Source organism: Burkholderia ubonensis subsp. mesacidophila, from assembly GCF_002097715.1.
GTDB lineage: Bacteria > Pseudomonadota > Gammaproteobacteria > Burkholderiales > Burkholderiaceae > Burkholderia > Burkholderia mesacidophila.
This window is the reverse complement of the sequence record NZ_CP020737.1, coordinates 419,135-439,539: the sequence shown is the minus strand read 5'-3', so window position 1 is coordinate 439,539 and position 20,405 is coordinate 419,135. Positions and strand designations below refer to the sequence as shown.

General features: G+C 61.9%; 27 protein-coding genes and 1 tRNA gene. 2 read left to right on the top strand and 26 right to left on the bottom strand.

The genetic code is table 11. From position 1 onward, the window contains the following. Window positions 1–2 precede the first annotated feature (2 nt). Together B7P44_RS02150 and B7P44_RS02145 are read right to left on the bottom strand one after the other, a co-directional pair. Window positions 3–734 carry a VRR-NUC domain-containing protein gene (locus B7P44_RS02150; RefSeq protein ID WP_084900098.1) on the bottom strand — a complete coding sequence of 244 codons (732 nt, stop codon included), beginning with the start codon at window positions 732–734 and terminating at the stop codon, window positions 3–5. Then, complete coding sequence (locus tag B7P44_RS02145; RefSeq protein WP_084900095.1) at window positions 731–1,261, bottom strand: PAAR domain-containing protein; 531 nt, start codon at window positions 1,259–1,261, stop codon at window positions 731–733. The genes B7P44_RS02150 and B7P44_RS02145 overlap by 4 nt, the downstream gene beginning before the upstream one ends. Before the next feature lie 209 nt (window positions 1,262–1,470). Here B7P44_RS02145 and B7P44_RS02140 point away from each other — a divergent pair, with 209 nt between their 5' ends. Then, a complete protein-coding gene (locus tag B7P44_RS02140; RefSeq protein WP_084900093.1) occupies window positions 1,471–2,199 on the top strand; it encodes a hypothetical protein in 729 nt (242 codons plus the stop codon). Between the two features lie 339 nt (window positions 2,200–2,538). Here the strand turns inward: B7P44_RS02140 and B7P44_RS02135 are convergent, their stop codons facing one another. From B7P44_RS02135 to B7P44_RS02075, 13 genes are all read right to left on the bottom strand, one after another. Then, window positions 2,539–2,994 (bottom strand): hypothetical protein, encoded by a 456-nt coding sequence (locus B7P44_RS02135; protein ID WP_084900090.1) that lies wholly within the window; start codon window positions 2,992–2,994, stop codon window positions 2,539–2,541. Between the two features lie 2 nt (window positions 2,995–2,996). Continuing rightward, on the bottom strand, window positions 2,997–4,136 hold the full coding sequence (locus tag B7P44_RS02130; RefSeq protein WP_084900086.1) for a TrbL/VirB6 family protein: 1,140 nt from the start codon (window positions 4,134–4,136) through the stop codon (window positions 2,997–2,999). Window positions 4,137–4,146: 10 nt separating this feature from the next. Beyond that, entirely contained in the window at window positions 4,147–4,386 is a 240-nt protein-coding gene (locus B7P44_RS02125) for an EexN family lipoprotein (RefSeq protein WP_059636886.1), read from the bottom strand. Between the two features lie 139 nt (window positions 4,387–4,525). Beyond that, window positions 4,526–4,687: a hypothetical protein gene (locus B7P44_RS36115; protein ID WP_154302346.1), complete on the bottom strand. Its 162-nt coding sequence runs from the start codon at window positions 4,685–4,687 to the stop codon at window positions 4,526–4,528. Window positions 4,688–4,692: 5 nt separating this feature from the next. Next, on the bottom strand, window positions 4,693–5,334 hold the full coding sequence (locus tag B7P44_RS02120; protein WP_231716641.1) for a helix-turn-helix domain-containing protein: 642 nt from the start codon (window positions 5,332–5,334) through the stop codon (window positions 4,693–4,695). A gap of 715 nt (window positions 5,335–6,049) precedes the next feature. After that, entirely contained in the window at window positions 6,050–7,093 is a 1,044-nt protein-coding gene (locus B7P44_RS02110; RefSeq protein WP_084906342.1) for a tyrosine-type recombinase/integrase, read from the bottom strand. A gap of 97 nt (window positions 7,094–7,190) precedes the next feature. Then, window positions 7,191–7,266 (bottom strand) — tRNA-Thr (locus B7P44_RS02105). Between the two features lie 19 nt (window positions 7,267–7,285). After that, the gene (locus tag B7P44_RS02100; protein WP_084900080.1) at window positions 7,286–7,807 is read right to left on the bottom strand and encodes a ClpXP protease specificity-enhancing factor; all 522 of its coding nucleotides are present in this window, start codon (window positions 7,805–7,807) and stop codon (window positions 7,286–7,288) included. A 71-nt stretch (window positions 7,808–7,878) separates the two neighbouring features. Next, complete coding sequence (locus B7P44_RS02095; RefSeq protein WP_006400565.1) at window positions 7,879–8,490, bottom strand: glutathione S-transferase N-terminal domain-containing protein; 612 nt, start codon at window positions 8,488–8,490, stop codon at window positions 7,879–7,881. A gap of 93 nt (window positions 8,491–8,583) precedes the next feature. Further along, window positions 8,584–9,342: a cytochrome c1 gene (locus B7P44_RS02090; RefSeq protein ID WP_084900078.1), complete on the bottom strand. Its 759-nt coding sequence runs from the start codon at window positions 9,340–9,342 to the stop codon at window positions 8,584–8,586. Between the two features lie 21 nt (window positions 9,343–9,363). Continuing rightward, on the bottom strand, window positions 9,364–10,755 hold the full coding sequence (locus tag B7P44_RS02085; RefSeq protein WP_084900075.1) for a cytochrome b: 1,392 nt from the start codon (window positions 10,753–10,755) through the stop codon (window positions 9,364–9,366). Continuing rightward, on the bottom strand, window positions 10,755–11,375 hold the full coding sequence (gene petA / locus B7P44_RS02080) for a ubiquinol-cytochrome c reductase iron-sulfur subunit (protein ID WP_084900071.1): 621 nt from the start codon (window positions 11,373–11,375) through the stop codon (window positions 10,755–10,757). The genes B7P44_RS02085 and petA overlap by 1 nt, the downstream gene beginning before the upstream one ends. A 218-nt stretch (window positions 11,376–11,593) precedes the next feature. Further along, entirely contained in the window at window positions 11,594–12,340 is a 747-nt protein-coding gene (locus B7P44_RS02075) for a Nif3-like dinuclear metal center hexameric protein (RefSeq protein WP_084900068.1), read from the bottom strand. A gap of 21 nt (window positions 12,341–12,361) precedes the next feature. On the opposite strand from B7P44_RS02075, the gene B7P44_RS02070 reads away from it, so the two are divergent. Beyond that, a complete protein-coding gene (locus tag B7P44_RS02070) occupies window positions 12,362–13,567 on the top strand; it encodes a S1C family serine protease (RefSeq protein ID WP_084900066.1) in 1,206 nt (401 codons plus the stop codon). A gap of 114 nt (window positions 13,568–13,681) precedes the next feature. Here the strand turns inward: B7P44_RS02070 and tatC are convergent, their stop codons facing one another. The 11 genes from tatC to B7P44_RS02015 all read right to left on the bottom strand — a co-directional run bounded on the left by tatC (window position 13,682) and on the right by B7P44_RS02015 (window position 20,348). Next, window positions 13,682–14,464 (bottom strand): twin-arginine translocase subunit TatC, encoded by a 783-nt coding sequence (gene tatC, locus B7P44_RS02065; protein WP_084900063.1) that lies wholly within the window; start codon window positions 14,462–14,464, stop codon window positions 13,682–13,684. 41 nt (window positions 14,465–14,505) lie between these two features. After that, entirely contained in the window at window positions 14,506–15,036 is a 531-nt protein-coding gene (gene tatB / locus B7P44_RS02060) for a Sec-independent protein translocase protein TatB (protein WP_084900060.1), read from the bottom strand. Between the two features lie 26 nt (window positions 15,037–15,062). Further along, entirely contained in the window at window positions 15,063–15,296 is a 234-nt protein-coding gene (tatA, locus tag B7P44_RS02055; protein ID WP_042584484.1) for a Sec-independent protein translocase subunit TatA, read from the bottom strand. 90 nt (window positions 15,297–15,386) lie between these two features. Next, window positions 15,387–15,752 (bottom strand): histidine triad nucleotide-binding protein, encoded by a 366-nt coding sequence (locus B7P44_RS02050; RefSeq protein WP_010092879.1) that lies wholly within the window; start codon window positions 15,750–15,752, stop codon window positions 15,387–15,389. Window positions 15,753–15,780: 28 nt separating this feature from the next. Then, window positions 15,781–16,170 (bottom strand): DUF4870 family protein, encoded by a 390-nt coding sequence (locus B7P44_RS02045; RefSeq protein ID WP_084900057.1) that lies wholly within the window; start codon window positions 16,168–16,170, stop codon window positions 15,781–15,783. A gap of 68 nt (window positions 16,171–16,238) precedes the next feature. Then, the gene (locus tag B7P44_RS02040; protein WP_084900054.1) at window positions 16,239–16,604 is read right to left on the bottom strand and encodes a phosphoribosyl-ATP diphosphatase; all 366 of its coding nucleotides are present in this window, start codon (window positions 16,602–16,604) and stop codon (window positions 16,239–16,241) included. Beyond that, window positions 16,601–17,014, bottom strand: coding sequence for a phosphoribosyl-AMP cyclohydrolase (gene hisI / locus B7P44_RS02035; RefSeq protein WP_059631764.1), 414 nt, complete (start codon window positions 17,012–17,014; stop codon window positions 16,601–16,603). The genes B7P44_RS02040 and hisI overlap by 4 nt, the downstream gene beginning before the upstream one ends. Continuing rightward, a complete protein-coding gene (hisF, locus tag B7P44_RS02030; RefSeq protein ID WP_084900052.1) occupies window positions 17,014–17,787 on the bottom strand; it encodes an imidazole glycerol phosphate synthase subunit HisF in 774 nt (257 codons plus the stop codon). The genes hisI and hisF overlap by 1 nt, the downstream gene beginning before the upstream one ends. A gap of 97 nt (window positions 17,788–17,884) precedes the next feature. Further along, entirely contained in the window at window positions 17,885–18,640 is a 756-nt protein-coding gene (gene hisA / locus B7P44_RS02025) for a 1-(5-phosphoribosyl)-5-[(5-phosphoribosylamino)methylideneamino]imidazole-4-carboxamide isomerase (RefSeq protein WP_084900050.1), read from the bottom strand. A 449-nt stretch (window positions 18,641–19,089) separates the two neighbouring features. Next, complete coding sequence (gene hisH / locus B7P44_RS02020; protein ID WP_084900047.1) at window positions 19,090–19,731, bottom strand: imidazole glycerol phosphate synthase subunit HisH; 642 nt, start codon at window positions 19,729–19,731, stop codon at window positions 19,090–19,092. After that, window positions 19,728–20,348 (bottom strand): YchE family NAAT transporter, encoded by a 621-nt coding sequence (locus B7P44_RS02015; protein WP_017333601.1) that lies wholly within the window; start codon window positions 20,346–20,348, stop codon window positions 19,728–19,730. The genes hisH and B7P44_RS02015 overlap by 4 nt, the downstream gene beginning before the upstream one ends. Between the last annotated feature and the right edge of the window lie 57 nt (window positions 20,349–20,405).

Genomic DNA, 20,405 nt, shown 5'->3' with positions numbered 1-20,405 from the left:
GCTTAAAAGGGAAACGGAGTCGGCGGCAGCGCCGGGGGGATGAGCGGCGGGAACAGACTGCCCGAGCGTGCATTGGAGCCGCCGCCAAGGATGCTCTCAAGGTCCGTTTGAGTCTGCTTTGCAGTCGATCGCTGAGATTGCTCATCGGCGTCACCGCAACCGCAATCATCCGGCGTGATGCCGGAGTATTTCGATTCGTCGCCGGCGATGTCCATGTACGCGGCTTCCTGCGTCTTCGAAAACTCGTCGGGCGGGAACTTCATTTCCACCACCTTCCTAATGTTCGACTGTACAGGAGGCTTGGACGGATCGTTCACGATCACGACGTCGGGCCGTCGAAACCAGGTTTTGTCCTCTTGCTTGTATGCATCCATGCCGCCCGGCCAGTATTTCTGAATCCACGCCGGAAGCCACGGATGCGGGGTCGACGGGTCCGATGCGCGCATGATCGGCGTCGGGGGCTCATTCCGCATGTCGTAGGAAACTTCCGGCAGGTACGGCGTCGTTTCGCCGGTCAATACCTTCGAGGCGAGGTTCTTTGCTCGCAGTCGCTGTGCGACGCACGATTGGCGGAGGATCTTCGCATCGCGGCTGTAGACGCCTATCGATTTGCAGCGACATAGAGCGTCGCAGAGCACCGCGCGGTCTTCCGGGGACAAGTTGCCCTTGGTCATCCCGACCTGCGTGGTTTTCCCCTGGCCGGCCCCCATGTTGCCCGATGCCGAATTCGTCATTGATCGCTCGCCGGGACATGTTCGAAGGTCAGCGACGACGCCTGGTGGCTGCTCAGCCAGTCGGTATGGCCGCTCGCGTCCGTTGTGCCTCTGATCGCTTGGCCGTCGGCAGACGTAACGGTGTATGGGTGATTCGCGAGGGGTTCGCGCGACTGGTCGTCGACGAGTTGGAAGCGCCCGCGATATGCGCCGTCGTCTTGCGCGATGGTCTGTGAGACAACGCTTTTGCCCGCGCCGACCGACGCGCCTGCGCCAGACGTCGGCTCCACCGTCGCCATGCCTTGTGACGCGATCAGCGTCGCGCCGCAGGCTGTCTTGTCGCCTTCTGTCGCTACGGCTCGGCCACCGAATGTCATGCTGCGCACTCGGACGCCAACAATAGGATAGACGCCGCCACACTTCGGACACGACACCATGTCGCCCTCGAGCGCGAGCGGCTTACCGAAAACGATATTGGTCGACGTGCAGGCGAGCACTCGACCACCATGGCTGGTCGTGTCGCCTTCGCGAATGAATGCAGAACTCATGCAGAATCCTCACAGGAAATCTGCGGCGAATGTAGCACATCCGCATTTTCTTGTTCCTACCGTGCTTCTATTGGTGACGTGTCATTTCTAGCGCATTGCCTCGCGCGGAATCTCTTATAATTAGCAATCAATCGGTAACGCAGAAAATTCCCGCAAAGCCTTATCCAGCAAGGCTTTGACTTGCTGCTGAATCAATTGCCGGAGAGGACATGAGCATGGTCGTAATCAAAGACCGTGCGGCGCTCATGCAGCGCCTCATGGATGCGGTCATTCAGGGCTATCACAGCTATACATTCGGCACCGTCAAAACAGAGCGTGTACACGCTCTCTGCGAAAAATTCTCTGAACGTTATCTGGTTGCGTTGAATCGCAACCAGCTTGCCTATCGACGTGCGAAAGGCTTTGGGAATGCGCGGCTGATACTCGCAGATCTCGGCGATCCAAATAGCCTGCATTGGTGGCTACTAGTCACGGATGGAGCGCACCCAGCTCGAGAAAGGGAGAAAGGCTCACGAAAAACGCGCGAGGACCTGAAAGATGCGCTGAAACCTGGGGAGCGCATCCATGTCTCCGGTTACGAATTGCTGAAGATGGCGCACTCGAAGGCTGTCGGCGGCGGCGTTCGCTTGACGTGGCGCATGACGGATGAAACCAAACGGCAGTGGCGTTATCAGATCCGCGTTGCGGTTCGCGCCCGACACGCGGATGATGCAGTAGCTCGAGTTACGCGGCTGATATACAAGGCTCCGCGCTTCGATTCCATCAAGGCACAGGTCGATAAACTTACGGATTTTCTACGTGCAGAGTGGGGCAGAACTGGGCACGATGTGCAGCTTCTGAGCATTCCTGCAGCGCTAAAACCCATTCCCCGTGTCGCAAGCGACGGGATACCGGTAGCCGAATGGATCGCCGCGCAGATGCCAGAACAAGCGGCTTGACGAAGGTGAAAAATGAACGCCGGAACGGTTTCCAACCTGATTTCCTGTGGCATCCTGATCGCGGGTCTCGCGTTCGCTTTCTGGTTCACGGTGGTGCTGCCAGATCGTGAAAGACGAGCTAAAAGGCGGTCGGGGCCAACCGAGAAATCGACCGAGAATGGAGGGAGTGACACGTGAAGCTGGCGAGGCTTCGCACACCTCGGACAGGATTTTTTCGTCGCCAGAGACGTCCTTTCGGTATGTGAACGAACGACAGCGCGAAGAGTATTGGACGTCAAAGACAGCTTGCGCTACCGCGCGATCAGAGACTAATCGCCGCCCGGAAGCGGCGTTGTGCAGTCAACGCATGAGCGATCGGACGACGTTTATCGGCCACAGCCAGACATAGAAGAGGCGCAGCTGGAGCCGGCTATTCCAGTTCAGGCAGTGGAATTTCTCGTCCGGAATCACCTTCGCCCACCAGCAAAAGCCCATTCCAACGGCGACGTACAGGACGAAGTACACGACAAGATGGCTGGTTGGGAAGCGCGACAGCAGCCACATCACCGTGAGAGCGATCGCAATATTCACCACCCTTATCGATAATGCTTCTCGCGGCGACGTGTTCAAATTGGACTGGAACAACCGCTTCTCCCGTTGCTCGCCTTCGACCCGAGTGACGTGGTCGGCGATGGTTTCTCCGCGCAATCTGCTCCCGATGAAGGGGACTACGAATCTAAAGATTACCGTCGCGGCCACAACAGCCATGCCTGCAATCACAACCGTTCGAAGTGCGTCATTCGATACCTCGATCATCGTTACGTCCCCCTGCTTTGTGAGCCTTGCGATCCTTGAGCGTAGCTGTATCCGCTTCCACTAGACGAGTTGCCACCGGCACTACCGGTCCCAGAATTCGAGCCGCTATCCGTGCCTGCACTGCCTTGCGATCCTCGAGCGTAGCTGTATCCGCTGCCACTCGACGAGTTGCCACCGGCGCTCCCGGCTCCGGAATGCGAGCCGCTGCCCGCCCCTGCACTGCCGCCGTTGTTACCCCCGGACGGGCTCCCCCCGCCTCCGCCGGGGGCTGCGGAAGACGAGCTTGGCTGCGGCAGGAAACGATCGAAATTTGTCTTGACACCACTCGTCCATCGCGCCGCGAGGTCGGGCAAGACCTTCAACAAACCAAGTGCCATAACGGTGACAAGGCCGGCCGTGATTATCGGGCCAATGATGGCCGCGTCCGGGTTCGGCTTGGCCGCGGCCGAGATGGCGCTGTCGTAGAAGTGCATGAAAACACCGAAGCTCATCGCCATTATCGCTATGAGGATGACGTAGTTCAAGACCGAACCGAGCCAGTTCCCGAAGAGATTGGCGAGCGGCGGGGCCAGCAACATGAAGATGAAGAATGGGCCGAAGCAAACTGAAAGCGCGAGCAGGAACTTCGCAATCAGAATCGAGACAGCGCCCACGCCGCAGATCAGTAGAGTGGAAAGCACAAGCACAATGCCGAGAATGAAAGCCCCAACCCCGGTGCTCGTCAGTAGGCTCGAATTCGCGAAAACCGTCCGCATGACGGTCAGACTGTGGTCGATCGCGCCATCGATCAGGCTTGCTATGGCGCTGTTACTCGCACCCAGGCTCCCGTGTATCAGCAGCTTGGACGCCAGTTCATCGGGCAAGTGGATGGCTGTACTGGCCAGCGTTGTTTCATACAGGCCTCCGGCGCCGGCGATCCCCACAATCGCGTAATACTTGAGGAACTTCTCCACGAGGTGCGTGAGCGGTACGCCGCTCGGCCGCAGCATTGTTGCCACGCCATCTATGACGAGCATAATGGTCAGGCCAAGCGCCGCGAGCGGCGTGACCCATGCAATCATCCGGCTAACGTTTTCGGCGACGATCTGGAGCGTCACAGCATCCATGTAGTCGAATATCTGTGTTACCGCATCGAAGGCCATGGTTCGCTCCTTATTTCTCGCGGGCCGCTTTAAGCGCCGCTTCCTTGCCGTAGAAAGCAACCATCGCGTTTGCTTCTTTCGCGTTCAGGCAGTCTGAACCTTGCCGCAGGTATTGGGCGGGATCGTTCTCGCATACCTTGAATCTGCTGGCTCGCTCCGCGTCATGCTCGATATACCAAGCCTTGGTGTGATATTCCTGCCCACAGGCGGCCAAAACGCAGGCAACCAGGACGTAGAGGCATTTCTTCATATTCACATCCTCCGTGTAACGTTTTAACGTCGTGATGTTGTAGCGTTGTGACGTCGTAACTTTATAACTTCACGACGTTGTAACGTTAGTATTTCTACTTAAATTTTCTCTGGCTCGAGATTTTTTCGCTGACCTGCTTCTAGCGCAGATTAACCATGCAGGTCTTCACGCCGTCTTTCAGCGAATGGGACAGCAGATCAAGCATCGTGAAATACGCCTCTTGATCGCTCGGATCGACGAAACTGCTCAAGTTGATGAGAAGCTGGAATGCTTCCTGTGTCCTGGAGATGTTGTGCAGCAAGCCTCTCAGACGAGCGACGTTAGCCGCTTCGTGTTGCTGTGAGTTGCAGGTACACTCAGTTCTAGCCATGATTCACCTCGTGGAAGGTGGGTTGTGGTCAGGCCCGTCTTGGTGTTGGTGCACCTTGGCGGGCCGCTTGCTGCGTTGTCCGGGCCTCGCATTGCATTCGCCCCTATCTCCGCAACGCGTGCGGCTAGCAGCGAAAGCGGCTTGTCAGATGGTGGCCCGGCTGCCTGAGGAGTAACGCCAACAGGGATGGCCGCACGTAACTCTCCGGTCTTCGAGTCCCACGTAAGTCCCGCGCCGGGAACGACTTCGACACGAGCGAATGCGTCCGGATCGTGCTCGCCGGTTTCCAATGCGGCCTTGATCCGTGCGATCCATTTCGACAGGCTCCTGGGTACGTAGTCGATGACGATCGAACAGCACTTTCCCTGTTCCGACGTCACATCCAAGCGCTCACGCGCTAGGTAGCATTGCGCCCGTCCCTTCTTTCCTACTTTCTTCAGCAAATGAGCCGCTTCGAGCCGCATCAAGGCTTTTTGAACAGTGGCAGATGCCAGCTTCGTTAGATCCATAAGGCGACGAATACTCGGATACCCCACTCCGGTATTGAAATCGGCATGCCATTTGATTGCGAGCCACACGTTTATCGCATCCGACCCAAGCTCCCGAGCGAGACCTGACGTGTATAACTCTCGCTGGACGGTGATGAAGGTAGTATCAACGCGCCCGTGCATACTTATTCCGCGAACAAGTGCGCAACTGCAGCCGTTTTGAACAAGACACGCCGACCGATTTTGATCCGTGCTGGTAGCAACTTGCGAGACACATCGTTATCTCGCGTGAGCGTCACCCGAAGTCCCTCAGGGCTGCGATGCAATAACTCCGCCACCTGAGGAAGAGTCAGCAATGCTCCGTAACGCTCGATGATGTTTTCTTCCGTTGAAGTCACCTGAATAACTCCTTGCTTTTATGCGCAACGGAAGATTACGGTTAATCAAAACAAACAACAAGCTCCAACCAACATCAACACCAAACACACCATAACTTTATAAAGTTATAACTTCAAATCAGCGCAAAATAAATACATAATAATCAATGATTTATAAAAATCTCGAGAACGAGATTTATCGACAATTAATTTGCATCTTTTTGTAAATAAAAACGCAAAGTTATAACTTTATAAATCAACAAAGTTATAGCGCCTTGACACTACAGCACCACAACATCGCTCGCCGAATAAGAACAAAGGAACGTGCACATATAATCGGAATTTAGAAAGAGAGCGTGTACACGCTCTCGATAACATCGATCGCGGCTCTCCGCGCGATGGCCGTCCAAACCACGCCGGCGGCTGAATCAGGCGCGTCGAAGAGTGTCGAGCTTCTGCACCAGATCTTCAGCTCGTAGGTGCGTGTAACGCTTGAGCATTTGCATCGACTTATGGCCGCTGATCGAGGCCACCTCCTGATCACTCAACCCCGCCTCAACAAGCCGACTGACTGCCTCATGTCGCAGATCGTGGAAATGCAGATCGACCATCGCGAGGTCGCGAACGATGCCGGTCCAGAGCTTCTGGAACACATACGGCTTACGCTTTCCGTCTCGCCCTGGCTCGCCGAAGAACACGAGATCGGTGTCAATGGGCCGTATCGGATTGTCCAGGGCTGCGCGGAGGACTTCGGCTGCCTCACGCGTCAGCGGCACCACACGACTGGAACCGTTCTTTGTATCCCTGAGGGTCACGACTCGCCTATCCAAATCTACTTGCGAGCGACACAAGCCCGTGATCTCGGACGATCGCATGCCGGTTTCGACGGCAAGTCGCACGATCCAGCCGAGCATCGGGTTGCTATGGGCGTCGGTGGCCGCGAAGAGACGTTGGTGTTCATCACGACTCAATCGCCGGTCCCGGCCGGCACCGGGACTCGGCTTGCGAACGTTGGCGACGGGATTGAAAGTCAGGCCAATTCCCCACTCCTGAATCGCCATCCGGAAGAGATGCCCGAGCATCGCAAGCTCGAGGCGAGCCGTGTTGTTTGATTTGCCGGCCGCGAGGCGTTCGTCGCGATACTTGGCAACGAGCTCGGCACTAACTGCCGCCATCGAATACTTCCCGAAGAACGCCTCCAGGTGCTTCGCAGAAAAGCTCTCGCTGCGCTGCGTGGTCGCCTTCTTGGTAACCGACACCTCTTCCATATACCGCTTCAGCGCGGCTGACACCGTGAGTTTTTCGGAGGGAGCACGCGACAGATAGACACCCCGAACCATCTCATCTTCGGTCCGGCGCCCCCAATCCTCGGCGTCACGTTTGGTGCGGAAGGTCTTGGCCGTGGTCGGCCAGCCGATCTTGCGGATGACGGCCTTCCACGTGCCGGAAGGCGTCTTGACGATGGTTGCCATGTACCTGTTCTGAGAGCTGACTGTACCGAAAATGTACTTTTCAGCACCCAGAAAGCACAAGGGGTTACGTGAAATTCACGTAACCCCTTGATTCATATGGTGCCGGCTGCAGGACTCGAACCCGCCACCTGATGATTACAAATCAACTGCTCTACCAGATGAGCTAAGCCGGCGTAAGCAGGAGATTCTACCTCATTTCACGATCTTGAGGCGAGGTCTGCCGCTCTTCGAGCCGTCGCCGTCGGACGTCGGCGGTTGATCCGCGCCTTCCGACGGTTCTTCGTTCGCGCCGGTGTCGGCCACGGGCGTCAGCCCCGTCGCTGCGCCGCGCGCTTCGCCGTGCTGCTCATCCGTATGCGCGTCGCCCTCGAAGTCGCCCGAATCCGGACCATCCTCCGCGACCGCCTCGACCTGGAACGCCATCCCTTGCCCGTTCTCCCGCGCATAAATCGCGAGCACGTTGGCCACCGGAATCTCGAGCTTGTGCGCCTTGCCGGAGAACCGCGCGGTGAACTCGATCCACTCGTTGCCCATCTGCAGCTGGCTTGTCGCCTCGAAGCTGATGTTGAGCACGATCTCGCCGTCGCGAACGAACTGGCGCGGCACGCGCGTCGAATTGTCGACCCTCACCGCGATGTGCGGCGTGTAACCGTTATCGGTGCACCACTCGTACAGCGCGCGCAGCAAATAAGGCTTCGTTGAAATCTCTTGCATCACAATCCTCTAACCGGAGCGGATCACGCGGCCCTCTGCGCGCCCCGCTCCGTCATGCCCTTCGTCATGCCTTAACGACGCATGACCTTTTCGGACGGCGTCAGTGCTTCGATATACGCCGGACGGCTGAAGATCCGTTCCGCATACTTCATCAGCGGCGCCGCATTCTTCGACAGCTCGATGCCGTAGTGATCCAGACGCCACAGCAGCGGCGCGATCGCGACGTCGAGCATCGAGAACTCCTCGCCGAGCATGTACTTGTTCTTCACGAAGATCGGCGCGAGCTGCGTCAGGCGATCGCGAATCGCGAGGCGTGCCTTCTCGTGGTTCTTCTCGGCCGCCTTGCCCTTCTCGTTCTCGAGCGTGCTGACGTGCACGAACAGTTCCTTCTCGAAGTTGAGCAGGAACAGGCGCGCGCGGGCGCGCTGGACCGGGTCGGCCGGCATCAGCTGCGGGTGCGGGAAGCGCTCGTCGATGTACTCGTTGATGATGTTCGATTCGTACAGGATCAGATCGCGTTCGACGAGGATCGGCACCTGGCCGTACGGGTTCATCACCGAAATGTCTTCCGGCTTGTTGAACAGGTCGACGTCGCGGATCTCGAAGTCCATGCCCTTCTCGAACAGCACCAGCCGGCAACGCTGGGAGAACGGGCAAGTTGTGCCGGAATACAGAACCATCATATTTGCGTTTCCTCAAAAAAGCCGAGGGCCAGCGCGCGGAAGAACCCTCCTCCGGGTTCCGCCTTGCGCCGGCCCCACGCCGGTCAGGCGTGGTTACTTGATATCTTTCCAGTACGCGGCATTGAGCCGCCAGGCCAGGAAAGTCAGGACGCCGAGAAACACCAGCACCCAGACGCCGAGGCGCTTGCGGGTCTGCTGGGCCGGTTCGGCCATCCATGTCATGTACGCCACCAGGTCGGCCACGGCAGAATCATAATCCACCGGCGACAGCGTCCCGGGGCTCACCTGCTGGAAGCCGACGAGCGTGTGCACCTTCTCGCCCGTCTCCTCGTCCGTCTTGTCTTCGAATTTCGCGATGCGTTGCCCCTGCAACTGCCAGAGCACATGGGGCATGCCGACGTTCTCGAACACCGCGTTGTTCCAGCCGGTCGGCCGCGCATCGTCGCGATAGAAGCTCCGCAGATACGTATACAGCCAGTCCCGGCCGCGCGCCCGCGCCTCGACCGACAGGTCGGGCGGCGTCACGCCGAGCCAGTTGTTCGCGTCTTCGGGCCGCATCGCGACGGACATCGTGTTGCCGACCTTGTCGGTCGAGAACAGGAGATTCTTTTCGATCTCCTTCTGGGATATGCCCAGATCCGTCAGACGGTTGTAGCGCATCAGGTTCGCGCTGTGGCAGTTCAAGCAATAGTTTACAAACAATTGCGCGCCGTGCTGAAGCGAAACGAGATTTTCCGTGTTATCGGGCGCGCGGTCGAGCGGAAAATTACCTTCCGCGGCGGCCAGCGGCGCCGTCAGCAACGCACAGGCGGTCGCCCCGATCAGCGCGAGCGTCGAAAGCAATTTCTTCATGTCGTTCTCTCCTCGCTCACGTTAATGGGGCTTGAAGCGCACCCGCTCCGGCGGCTGCTTGAACGTGCCAAGCGGCGTCCAGACCGGCATGCCGAGGAAGAACGCGAAGTAGATCAGCGCGCACACCTGCGCGATCACCGTCCCGGCCGGCGATGGCGGCCGCGTGCCGAGGAACGCGAGGGTCAGGAACGCGACCACGAAGATCCCAAGGAACACCTTGTGGAACAGCGGCCGATAACGGATCGACTTCACCGGGCTGCGGTCGAGCCACGGCAGGAAGAACAGCGAGACGACGGCCGAGCCCATCACGACGACGCCCCAGAACTTCGATTCCGTCAGGTACATGAACACGACGATCGCGGCCGACAGCACCGGCAGCCCGAGCCGCCACTTGCCGCGCGCGCGCACCAGCGCGAGCACGCCGAGCAGCGCGATCACGATCATCAGCACGATCTTGAACGGGTCGGTGGTCGCGCGCAGCATCGCGTAGAACGCGGTGAAGTACCAGACCGGCGCGATCTCCGGCGGCGTCTGCAGCGGGTTCGCGGGGATGAAGTTGTTCGCCTCGAGGAAGTAGCCGCCCATTTCCGGCGCGTAGAACACGATCAGCGCGAACACGATCAGGAACCCGCACACGCCGAAGAAATCGTGCACCGAGTAGTACGGGTGGAACGGGATGCCGTCGAGCGGAATGCCGTTCGCATCCTTCTTTTTCTTGATCTCGATGCCGTCCGGGTTGTTCGACCCCACTTCATGGAGCGCGACGAGGTGCGCGACCACGAGGCCGATCAGCACGAGCGGGATCGCGATCACATGGAATGCGAAGAAACGGTTCAGCGTGACGTCGGACACGACATAGTCGCCGCGAATCCACAGCGACAGGTCCGGGCCGATGAACGGGATCGCCGAGAACAGGTTCACGATCACCTGCGCGCCCCAGAACGACATCTGGCCCCACGGCAGCAGGTAGCCGAAGAACGCCTCGGCCATCAGGCACAGGAAGATCGCGCAGCCGAAGATCCACACGAGCTCGCGCGGCTTGCGGTACGAGCCGTACATCAGCCCGCGGAACATGTGCAGGTAGACGACGACGAAGAACATCGACGCGCCCGTCGAGTGCATGTAGCGGATCAGCCAGCCCCACGGCACTTCGCGCATGATGTACTCGACCGACGCGAACGCGAGCGTCGAGTCGGGCTTGTAGTTCATCGTCAGGAAGATGCCGGTGACGATCTGGTTGACGAGCACGAGCAGCGCGAGCGAGCCGAAGAAGTACCAGAAGTTGAAGTTCTTCGGCGCGTAGTACTCGGTCACATGCTTCTTGAGCATGACCGTCCACGGAAAGCGCGCATCGATCCAGCCGGTGAAACCCGTCGTCGTCGTCGTGACTTCGTTGTGTTCGGTCGTCGCCATTACGCTTCTCCTTTCTCGTCCCTGCCGATCACGAGCGTCGTCGCGGACGTGAACATATAGGGCGGAACGTCGAGATTCTGCGGCGCCGGCTTGTTCTTGAAGACGCGGCCGGCGAGGTCGTAGGTCGAACCGTGGCACGGGCACAGGAAGCCGCCCGGCCAGTCGTCGGGCAGGTTCGGCTGCGGCCCGGTCTGGAAGCGTTGGGATGGCGTACAGCCGAGGTGCGTGCACACGGCCATCACGACGAGGATGTTCTTGTGCTCGGCCCGCGCGCGGTACTCGTTCGCGCAGTAGGCCGGCAGCGGCATCGAATAGGGGTTCTTGCTGGTCGGATCGGCGACTTCCTTGTCGGCCTTGGTCACGTCGGTGAGCATCGCGTCGGTGCGGTTCAACACCCAGACGGGCTTGCCGCGCCATGGCACGGTGAGCATCTCGCCGGGCTTCAGCGCGCCGATATCGACTTCGACCGGCGCGCCGGCCGCTTTCGCTTTCGCCGACGGCGCCAGCGACGCCGCGAACGGGATAACGGTGGCGACGCCTCCCACGCCACTTGCTACGGATGTCGCAATCAGCCAGGTACGGCGGCCGCTGTCGACGCGTTTCTCTTCCTTGTCTCGCATCACACGCCCCACTTCTGAGTTGGATTTTCCGTCACGACTTTCCATTCCGCCGCTAGTTTGCTCGAATGGAGTCGTCATTTACAAGGCCCGGAAATGAAAATCCCTTCGAAGTGGTTGATAGTTAAGGGTTTCCCCCCACCACTCGAGTGAATAATCCAATTCACTTTTAAGCGTTTGCTACATTGCGTGTTTTCGATGCGCCGCCGCAATCCGGCCGTTCAGACCGGGTTATGAATATCGATAAACAGGTGTTCGAGATCGAATCGCTCGGACAAATGGACCCCAAGTGCCTGGATTCCGTAGCGTTCGGTCGCATGGTGCCCCGCCGCAACGAACGCGACGCCGCTCTCCGCGGCCGCGTGCGTGACCGGCTCCGACACCTCGCCGGTGAGGAACACGTCGGCGCCGGCGTCGATCGCCGCGTCGAAATAGCTCTGCGCGGCGCCGGTGCACCACGCAATGCGGCGCAGCTGCTGGTCCGGATCGCCGAGCACGAGCGGCGTGCGGCCGAGCACCCGCTCGACCTTCGCGACGAAGTGCTCGAGCGTCACCGGCATCGGCAGCGTGGCCATCCAGCCGAGGTCGCCTTCGCCGAAATGCGACTCGCCGATCAGCCCGAGCTTGTCGCCGAGCTGCGCGTTGTTGCCGAGTTCGGGGTGCGCATCGAGCGGCAGGTGGAACGCGAACAGGTTCAGGTCGTTCGCGAGCAGCAGCTTCAGGCGCTGGTATTTGCGGCCGGTGATCTGCGGCGCCTCGTTGCGCCAGAAATAGCCGTGATGGACCAGCACGGCATCCGCCCCCCATTCGATCGCCGCTTCGAGGAATGCCGCCGACGCGGTCACGCCGGTCGCGATCTTCTCGATCTTGCGGCGGCCCTCGACCTGCAGCCCGTTCGGGCAATAGTCCTTGAACCGCGCCGTTTCGAGGGTATTGTTCAAGTACAATTCGAGTTCGATCCGATCCATATATTCCTCTAGCCCATTCAGATGCTTAGACGCTTCTGGCTGTTCTTCGCGCAGGCAGTCACGGTGCTGCTCGCGCTGATGTTCATCGTCGTGACGCTCAAGCCGCAATGGCTGCAACGGCAAGGACAGCTCGGCAAGCAGCTCGCCACGCCGATCGTCGCCCTGCGCGAAGTCGCGCCCGGCATCGGCGGCGCGCCCGCGACCACCTCTTACGCCGACGCCGCACAAAAGGCGATGCCGGCGGTCGTCAACGTGTTCTCCAGCAAGGACGGCTCGCTGCCGCCCGATCCGCGCGCGAAGGATCCGCTGTTCCGCTATTTCTTCGGTGACCGCAACGCCCGCAAGCAGCAGGACGAGCCGGCGGCCAACCTCGGTTCGGGCGTTATCGTGAGCCCGGAAGGTTACATTCTAACGAACCAGCACGTCGTTGACGGCGCCGATCAGATCGAAGTCGCGCTCGCCGACGGCCGCACGGCCACCGCGAAGGTGATCGGCAGCGATCCGGAGACCGACCTCGCGGTGCTCAAGATCAACATGACCGACCTGCCGACGATCACGCTCGGCCGCTCCGACCAGGCGCGCGTCGGCGACGTCGTGCTCGCGATCGGCAACCCGTTCGGCGTCGGCCAGACGGTGACGATGGGGATCATCAGCGCGCTCGGCCGCAATCACCTCGGCATCAACACGTTCGAGAACTTCATCCAGACCGACGCGCCGATCAACCCGGGCAACTCCGGCGGCGCGCTCGTCGACGTGAACGGCAACCTGCTCGGCATCAACACGGCGATCTATTCGCGCTCGGGCGGCTCGCTCGGCATCGGCTTTGCGATTCCGGTGTCGACCGCGCGCACGGTGCTCGAGAGCATCATCACGTCGGGCTCGGTCACGCGCGGCTGGATCGGCGTCGAGCCGCAGGACGTCACGCCGGAGATCGCCGAATCGTTCGGCCTGCAGCAGAAATCGGGCGCGATCGTCGCGGGCGTGCTGCAGGGCGGCCCGGCCGACAAGGCGGGCATCAAGCCGGGCGACATCCTCGTCACGGTCAACGGCGAGGAGATCACCGACACGACGAAGCTGCTCAACGTCGTCGCGCAGATCAAGCCGGGCGCAACGACCAAGGTGCATGTCGTGCGCAAGGGCAAGGAGTTCGACGTGAACGTCGTGATCGGCAAGCGCCCGCCGCCGCCGAAGCAGGTGCTCGACGAGCAGGACAGCGACACCGAGTGACGTCGCCGGCGGCGCGCCGCCGCGTCGGGGCAAGAAAAAAGGGCAGCCAACCGGCTGCCCTTTGTGCTTATGTGGATCGCGACTTGAATCCGCTTCGGCTTCGCCGTCACGCCATCAGCTTGCGGCCTCGCCGTTCTCCGCTTCGGCTTCCCGCGGCTTCGGCACGAAGAACCGCGCCGCGATGATCCCGGCCTCGTACAGCACGACGAGCGGCAGCGCGAGCATCAGCTGCGAAAACACGTCCGGCGGCGTGACGACCGCCGCGACGACGAATGCGCCGACGATCACGTAGGGCCGGATCTCCTTCAGCTTCTTCACGGTCAGCACGCCCATCCGGACGAGCAGCACGACCACGATCGGCACCTCGAACGTCACCCCGAATGCGATGAACATCCCGAGCACGAAGCTCAGGTAATTGTCGATATCGGTCGACATCTCCGCGCCGAGCGGTGCGTTGTAGTGCGCCATCACGCGGAAGATCGTCGGAAACACGAGGAAGTATGCGAACGCCATCCCGCACAGGAACAGCACGTAGCTGCTGCCGACGAGCGGCACAACGAGCTTCTTCTCGTGCTGGTACAGCCCCGGCGCGACGAATGCCCAGATCTGGTACAGCACGACCGGCAGCGCGATCACGAGCGCGACGAGCATCGTCACCTTCATCGGCACGAAGAACGAGCCGGTGACGTCCGTGACGATCATCTTGCCGCCCTTCGGCAGGTTCTCCATCAGCGGGCGCGCGAGCAGCCGGAAGATGTCCGGCGCCCAGTAGACGAGCCCGAGGAACACGACGATCACGGACAGCCCCGCGCGAATGATGCGGTCGCGGAGCTCGACGAGATGGGAGATGAAGGTTTCTTCCGGGCCTTCGTCCGGATTCTGCTGGGGGTCGCTCACACCGGCCCTCGGTTGGATTGACGAGCGAGCATGCGCTCGGCTCAGAAGAAGCGTGCCGGCCGGCGCAGGCTCGCCGGCTGGTGGCGCGCGACGCGCGCCGCGCCGGACTGCACGTGCGTGCGGCGCGTGGTGGTGCGCTTGTACCAGACGGGCGTCGCCGCCTGCTTGATCCGCCAGTTACGGCGCTTCGGCACCAGCGCGGCGGGGCTGCTGCGCCACGACGGCGCAGCCGGCGAGTCGGAGCCTGGCATGCCCGCCTGATCGACCGAGTCGGTCGGGCCGCCGACCGCCGAATGCCACGCGGCGTTCAGGTCCTGCTCGTGCTCGCGCAGGTTGTCGTGAATCGTGGTCTCGACGTTGCGCGCGGCGGTCTCGAAATCGCTTTTCATCGTCCGCAGCGCGTCGAGCTCGATCTCGCGCGAGACCTCGGCCTTCACCTCGTTGATGTAGCGCTGCGCGCGGCCGAACAGCGCGCCCGCCGTGCGTGCGACACGCGGCAGGCGCTCGGGGCCGAGCACCACGAGCGCGACGACGCCGATCAGCGCCATCTTCGAAAGACCGAGATCCAGCATGGAGAATGCCCGTCAGCGTGCCGGCGTCACGCCTTGTTCGAATCGGAACGCGTCGTTTCCTTCGCGTTGACGTCCACCGAGCCCGAACGCGGCAGTTGCTGCGCGTCGGCGGAAGGCGCGTCGGCGTCCTTCATGCCGTCCTTGAAACCCTTCACGGCGCTGCCCAGGTCGTTGCCGATGTTGCGCAGCTTCTTCGTGCCGAAAACCAGCGCGACGATCAGCAGCACGATCAGCCAGTGCCAAATGCTCAATCCACCCATGATGAAACTCTCCTCAACCACGCCGCTTGCGGCGCAAATCGCCGGCGCTGCGCCGGCGTCGACCATCGACGCGGGAAACGCCCCGCGCCGTCAACCCATCCGGTGCCAGGGGCGCGGACCCGCCAGGATATGCGCGTGCAGGTGGTACACCTCCTGCCCGCCGCCGGGGCCCGTATTGATCACCGTGCGAAAACCGGTTTCGCCGCCGTGATAGGCCACGCCGAGCTGCTCGGCCAGGCGCGCGACGAGCACCAGCATTCTACCAAGCAGCGGCGCGTCCTCTTCCCCGGCCGACGACAGCGTCGGCAGGTGCTTGCGCGGAATCACGAGCACGTGTGTCTCGGCCGCCGGGCGGATGTCGCGGAACGCGACGAACTCTTCATCCTCGTGCACCTTCGTGCTCGGAATCTCGCCTGCCGCGATCTTGCAGAACAGGCAATTCGGATCGTGACTCATGTTGCTCCTGGAGGCGCGCGCCGCAGTGTCAGAACCACGCCTGCGGATCGAGCGCCTTGTTGTCGTTCAAGTACAGCCAGCCCTTGATGATACGGTACAGCGTCCAGATCCAGACCGCTCCCAGCACCAGAAAACCGATGCCGACGAACAGCAGCGCGAAGCCGATCACGTAAGCGATCAGCGCGCGCCAGAACGTGCGGATCTGCCATTCGAAATGGTCCGCGTACGGCGTCCCGGCCGTGTCGTCGCGCTTCACGTAGTTGATGATGATCGCGATGAGACCCGTGATGCCGCCCGTCAGCCAGTGCACCGCATAGAGCCCGTACAGCACGTGGGTCAGCGTGCGCAGCCCGTTCAGGCGCTCGCTTTCCGCGCTGCCCGGAACCGGCGGCGGGAACTGGCTTGGCGTATCGGTCATGATGCTACCCCCGTTCGATGACAATTCTTACAGTTTGCCACGAAGTAGCGGCCGCGCGACGATGCGCGTCAGCCGCCGTTTTCCTCGCGCTCGCGACGCTTGCGCAGCGCCTTTTCCTCGATGCCGGACATCCCTTCGCGACGCTCGAGCTCGGCGATCACGTCGGCCGGGCTCAGGTCGTAATGGGACAGCATCACGAGGCAATGGAACCACAGGTCCGCCACCTCGCCGACGAGCGCCGTCGGCGCGCCGCCCTGGCGCACGTCCTTCGCGGCGAGCACGACTTCGGTCGCCTCTTCGCCGATCTTCTTCAGCACCGCGTCGTCACCCTTGTGGAACAGGCGCGACACGTACGATTGATCGGGATCGCCGCCCTTGCGGCTGTCGATCACGGCCGCGAGGCGCAGCAGCGTGTCTTCGGTCGTTTGCGTCATTTGTAGATGTGTTCGGGATCTTTCAGCACCGGCTCGACCGCGACCCAGTCGCCACCGTCGACGGTGCCTTCGAATTTCTGGAAAAAGCACGAATGCCGGCCGGTGTGGCAGGCGATGCCCGACACCTGCTCGACCTTCAGCAGCACGACGTCCTCGTCGCAATCGAGTCGCACCTCGTGCACATGCTGCACGTGGCCCGACTCCTCGCCCTTGAACCACAGGCGCTTGCGCGAGCGCGAATAATAGACGGCGCGCTGCGTCTCGATCGTTTTCGCCAACGCCTCGCGGTTCATCCACGCGAACATCAGCACGTCGTTCGTCGACGCTTCCTGCGCGATCACCGGCACGAGGCCGTTGTCGTCCCAGCGGACCTTGTCGAGCCACGCCGGCATTGCGTTATCCGTGCTCATCACAACCTCACCGGAATGCCCTGGTCGGCCATGAAGCGCTTCGCTTCGCCGACCGTGTGTTCGCCGTAGTGGAAGATGCTCGCCGCGAGCACCGCATCCGCGCGGCCGTCCTTGATGCCGTCCGCCAGATGCTGCAGCGAGCCGACGCCGCCCGACGCGATCACCGGCACCGGCACCGCGTCCGACACGGCGCGCGTGAGCGCGAGGTCGAAGCCCGATTTCGTGCCGTCGCGATCCATGCTCGTCAGCAGGATCTCGCCCGCGCCGAGCTCGGCCATCTTGCGCGCCCACTCGATCGCGTCGAGCCCGGTGGCTTTGCGGCCGCCGTGCGTGAACACTTCCCAGCGCGGAGTCTCGCCGTCGGCGGACACGCGCTTCGCGTCGATCGCGACGACGATGCACTGCGAGCCGTACTTGTCGGCCGCGTCGCGCACGAGCTGCGGGTTCGCGACCGCGGACGAGTTCATGCTGACCTTGTCCGCACCCGCGTTCAAGAGGCGCCGGACGTCCTCGACGGCGCGCACGCCGCCGCCGACCGTCAGCGGGATGAAGACCTGCGACGCGACCGCCTCGATGATCGGCAGGATCAGGTCGCGCTGGTCGGACGTCGCGGTGATGTCGAGGAACGTCAGTTCGTCGGCGCCCTGCTCGTCATAGCGGCGGGCGATCTCGACGGGGTCGCCCGCGTCGCGCAGTTCGACGAAGTTGACGCCCTTGACGACGCGCCCGGCGGTCACGTCCAGGCAGGGAATGATGCGTTTAGCTAGAGCCATGATGTTGCGCCAAGTGCCGCAAGTAGGGACGGCCGCGAGCGGCAGTCCGGTCAGGGCTGCCCGGCGGGCAGCCCCGGCAAGGGTGACGACGGCCGGGTCAGGCGTTGTCGAGCTCGCCGTTCAGTTCGTCCGCGCGCTTCTGCGCGGCCGCGAAGTCGAGATCGCCGGAGTAGATCGCACGGCCGCAGATCACGCCTTCGACGCCGTGCGCTTCCACCTCGCACAGCTTCTCGATGTCGTTGAGGTTCGACAGGCCGCCGCTCGCGATCACCGGAATACCGACCGCTTGCGCGAGCTTCACGGTCGCCTCGATGTTGATGCCCTGCAGCATGCCGTCGCGGCCGATGTCCGTGTAGACGATCGATTCGACGCCGTAGTCCTCGAACTTCTGCGCGAGATCGATCACCTCGTGCCCCGTCAGCTTGCTCCAGCCGTCGGTCGCGACCTTGCCGTCCTTCGCGTCGAGGCCGACGATGATGCTGCCCGCGAACGCGCTGCACGCGTCCTGCAGGAAGCCCGGGTCCTTCACGGCCGCGGTGCCGATGATCACGTACGACAGGCCCGCGTCGAGATACTTCTCGATCGTCTCGAGGCTGCGGATGCCGCCGCCGAGCTGCACGGGGATTTCATCGCCGACTTCTTCGAGGATCGCCTCGATCGCCTCGAGATTCTTCGGCTTGCCGGCGAACGCGCCGTTCAGGTCGACGAGATGGAGCCGCCGGGCGCCGAGGTCGACCCATTTGCGGGCCATCGCCGCGGGGTCCTCGGAGAAAATCGTAGCCTGGTCCATATCGCCCTGTTTGAGGCGCACACACTGACCGTCTTTGAGATCGATGGCCGGAATCAGCAACATAGCAATCGGTTGTCGTCTGGGAAAAGGAAAAGAGTCGCACGCGCACCGGCCCATCCGGTGTCGCGTCGTCTCGCTAGTTTAGTACAACTCGTTCGGCGCTTAGGGCCTGTTCCCGCCAATAACGGGCTTGCGAACGTGCCTTTCCGGTCGCAGTGCAAGGAGTGAGGAGCGCCGTTTGGCCGAGCCAAACAAGCGACGATCGACGCTGCAATGCGGCCGGAAAGGCACGTTCCCCTGATTTGAAAAAATCACTCGCGGGGCTGGCCACCAGAAGGGCCGATCGCCGCGTCATGCTCCTTGCGAATACGTCCAGTATTCGCTGCGTCCCATTCCTTGCGCTCGGCCCTTCTGGCGGCCAGCGCAAGCCCGTTATTGGCGGGAACAGGCCCCAGGGCGAGCCCCGTGCGGCGGGCGTTTCACGCTCCCCGACTGTGGTTCGCGCGCCACGTTTACGGTTTCCAGTGTACGAAGTTGCGATACAGACGCAACCCGACTTCCGCGCTTTTCTCCGGGTGGAATTGGGTCGCGAAGAGATTGTCCCGCGCGACCGCGGACGTAAACGGCGCACCGTAGACCGTTTCGCCGACCGTATGCGCCGGGTTGTCCGGCGTGACGTAATAGCTGTGCACGAAGTAGAAATAGGCGTCGTCCGGCACGCCGTCCCACAACGGGTGCGGCTGCGCCTGACGCACGCGGTTCCAGCCCATCTGCGGCACCTTGAAGCGCGAGCCGTCGTCCTGCAGCTGGCCGTCGAGCGCGAAGCGCACGACCTTGCCGGGCAGCAGGCCGAGGCCCTTCGTGTCGCCTTCGGCGCTCCAGTCGAACAGCATCTGCTCGCCGACACACACGCCGAGCAGCGGCTTCGTGCGCGACGCTTCGAGGACCGCTTCCTGCAGGCCCGATTCGCCGAGGCAGCGCATGCAGTCCGGCATCGCGCCCTGGCCGGGCAGCACGACGCGGTCGGCCGCGCGAATCGCGGCCGGCGTGTCGACGATCGCCACGTCGGCGGCCGGTTCGGCCTGCTTGAGCGCCTGCGCGACCGAGCGCAGGTTGCCCATCCCATAATCCACAATCGCAATCGAAGTTTTCATCTCAGTGCAGGCAGTAGCGCCCTCAGTCCGTTGACGATGAATTCCACCGCCAGCGCCGACAGCATCAGTCCCATCAGCCGCGTGGCGATGTTGATACCGGTGCGGCCGATCCAGTTCGCGATCGGCTCGGCGAGCCGCATCGCGACGAAACACAGGCAGGCGAGGATCGCGCCGATCGCGACGAGCCCGGCCCGCTCATACCAGTGACGCGAGTTCGCCGCATAGATGATCACCGTGCTGATCGAGCCGGGGCCCGTCAGCAGCGGGATCGCGAGCGGCACCACCGCGATGTTGTCCTTCTGCTCGGCTTCGTGGCGCTCCTCCGGCGTCGAGCGGGTATTGCCGGCCTGCGCGTTCAGCATGCTGATCGCCATCAGCAGCATGATGATCCCGCCGCCGACCTCCAGCGAGCCGACCGAAATGCCGAAGAAGTCGATGATCTGCTGGCCGAGCAGCGTCGTCACCGTGATCACGCAGAACACCGACACCGACGCGATCCGGATCGTGCGGCGCCGCTCGTCGTCCGTCTGCTGCGCGGTCAGGCTCAGGAAAAACGGCACCGCGCCGACCGGGTTGATCAGCGCGAGCAGCGAAATGAACGATTTGAGCAGATCCATCGCAAGCCGGCGCGATGCGCCGAAGCCGTGAGGTTGTCCTGAGCGAGCGTCCGGTCA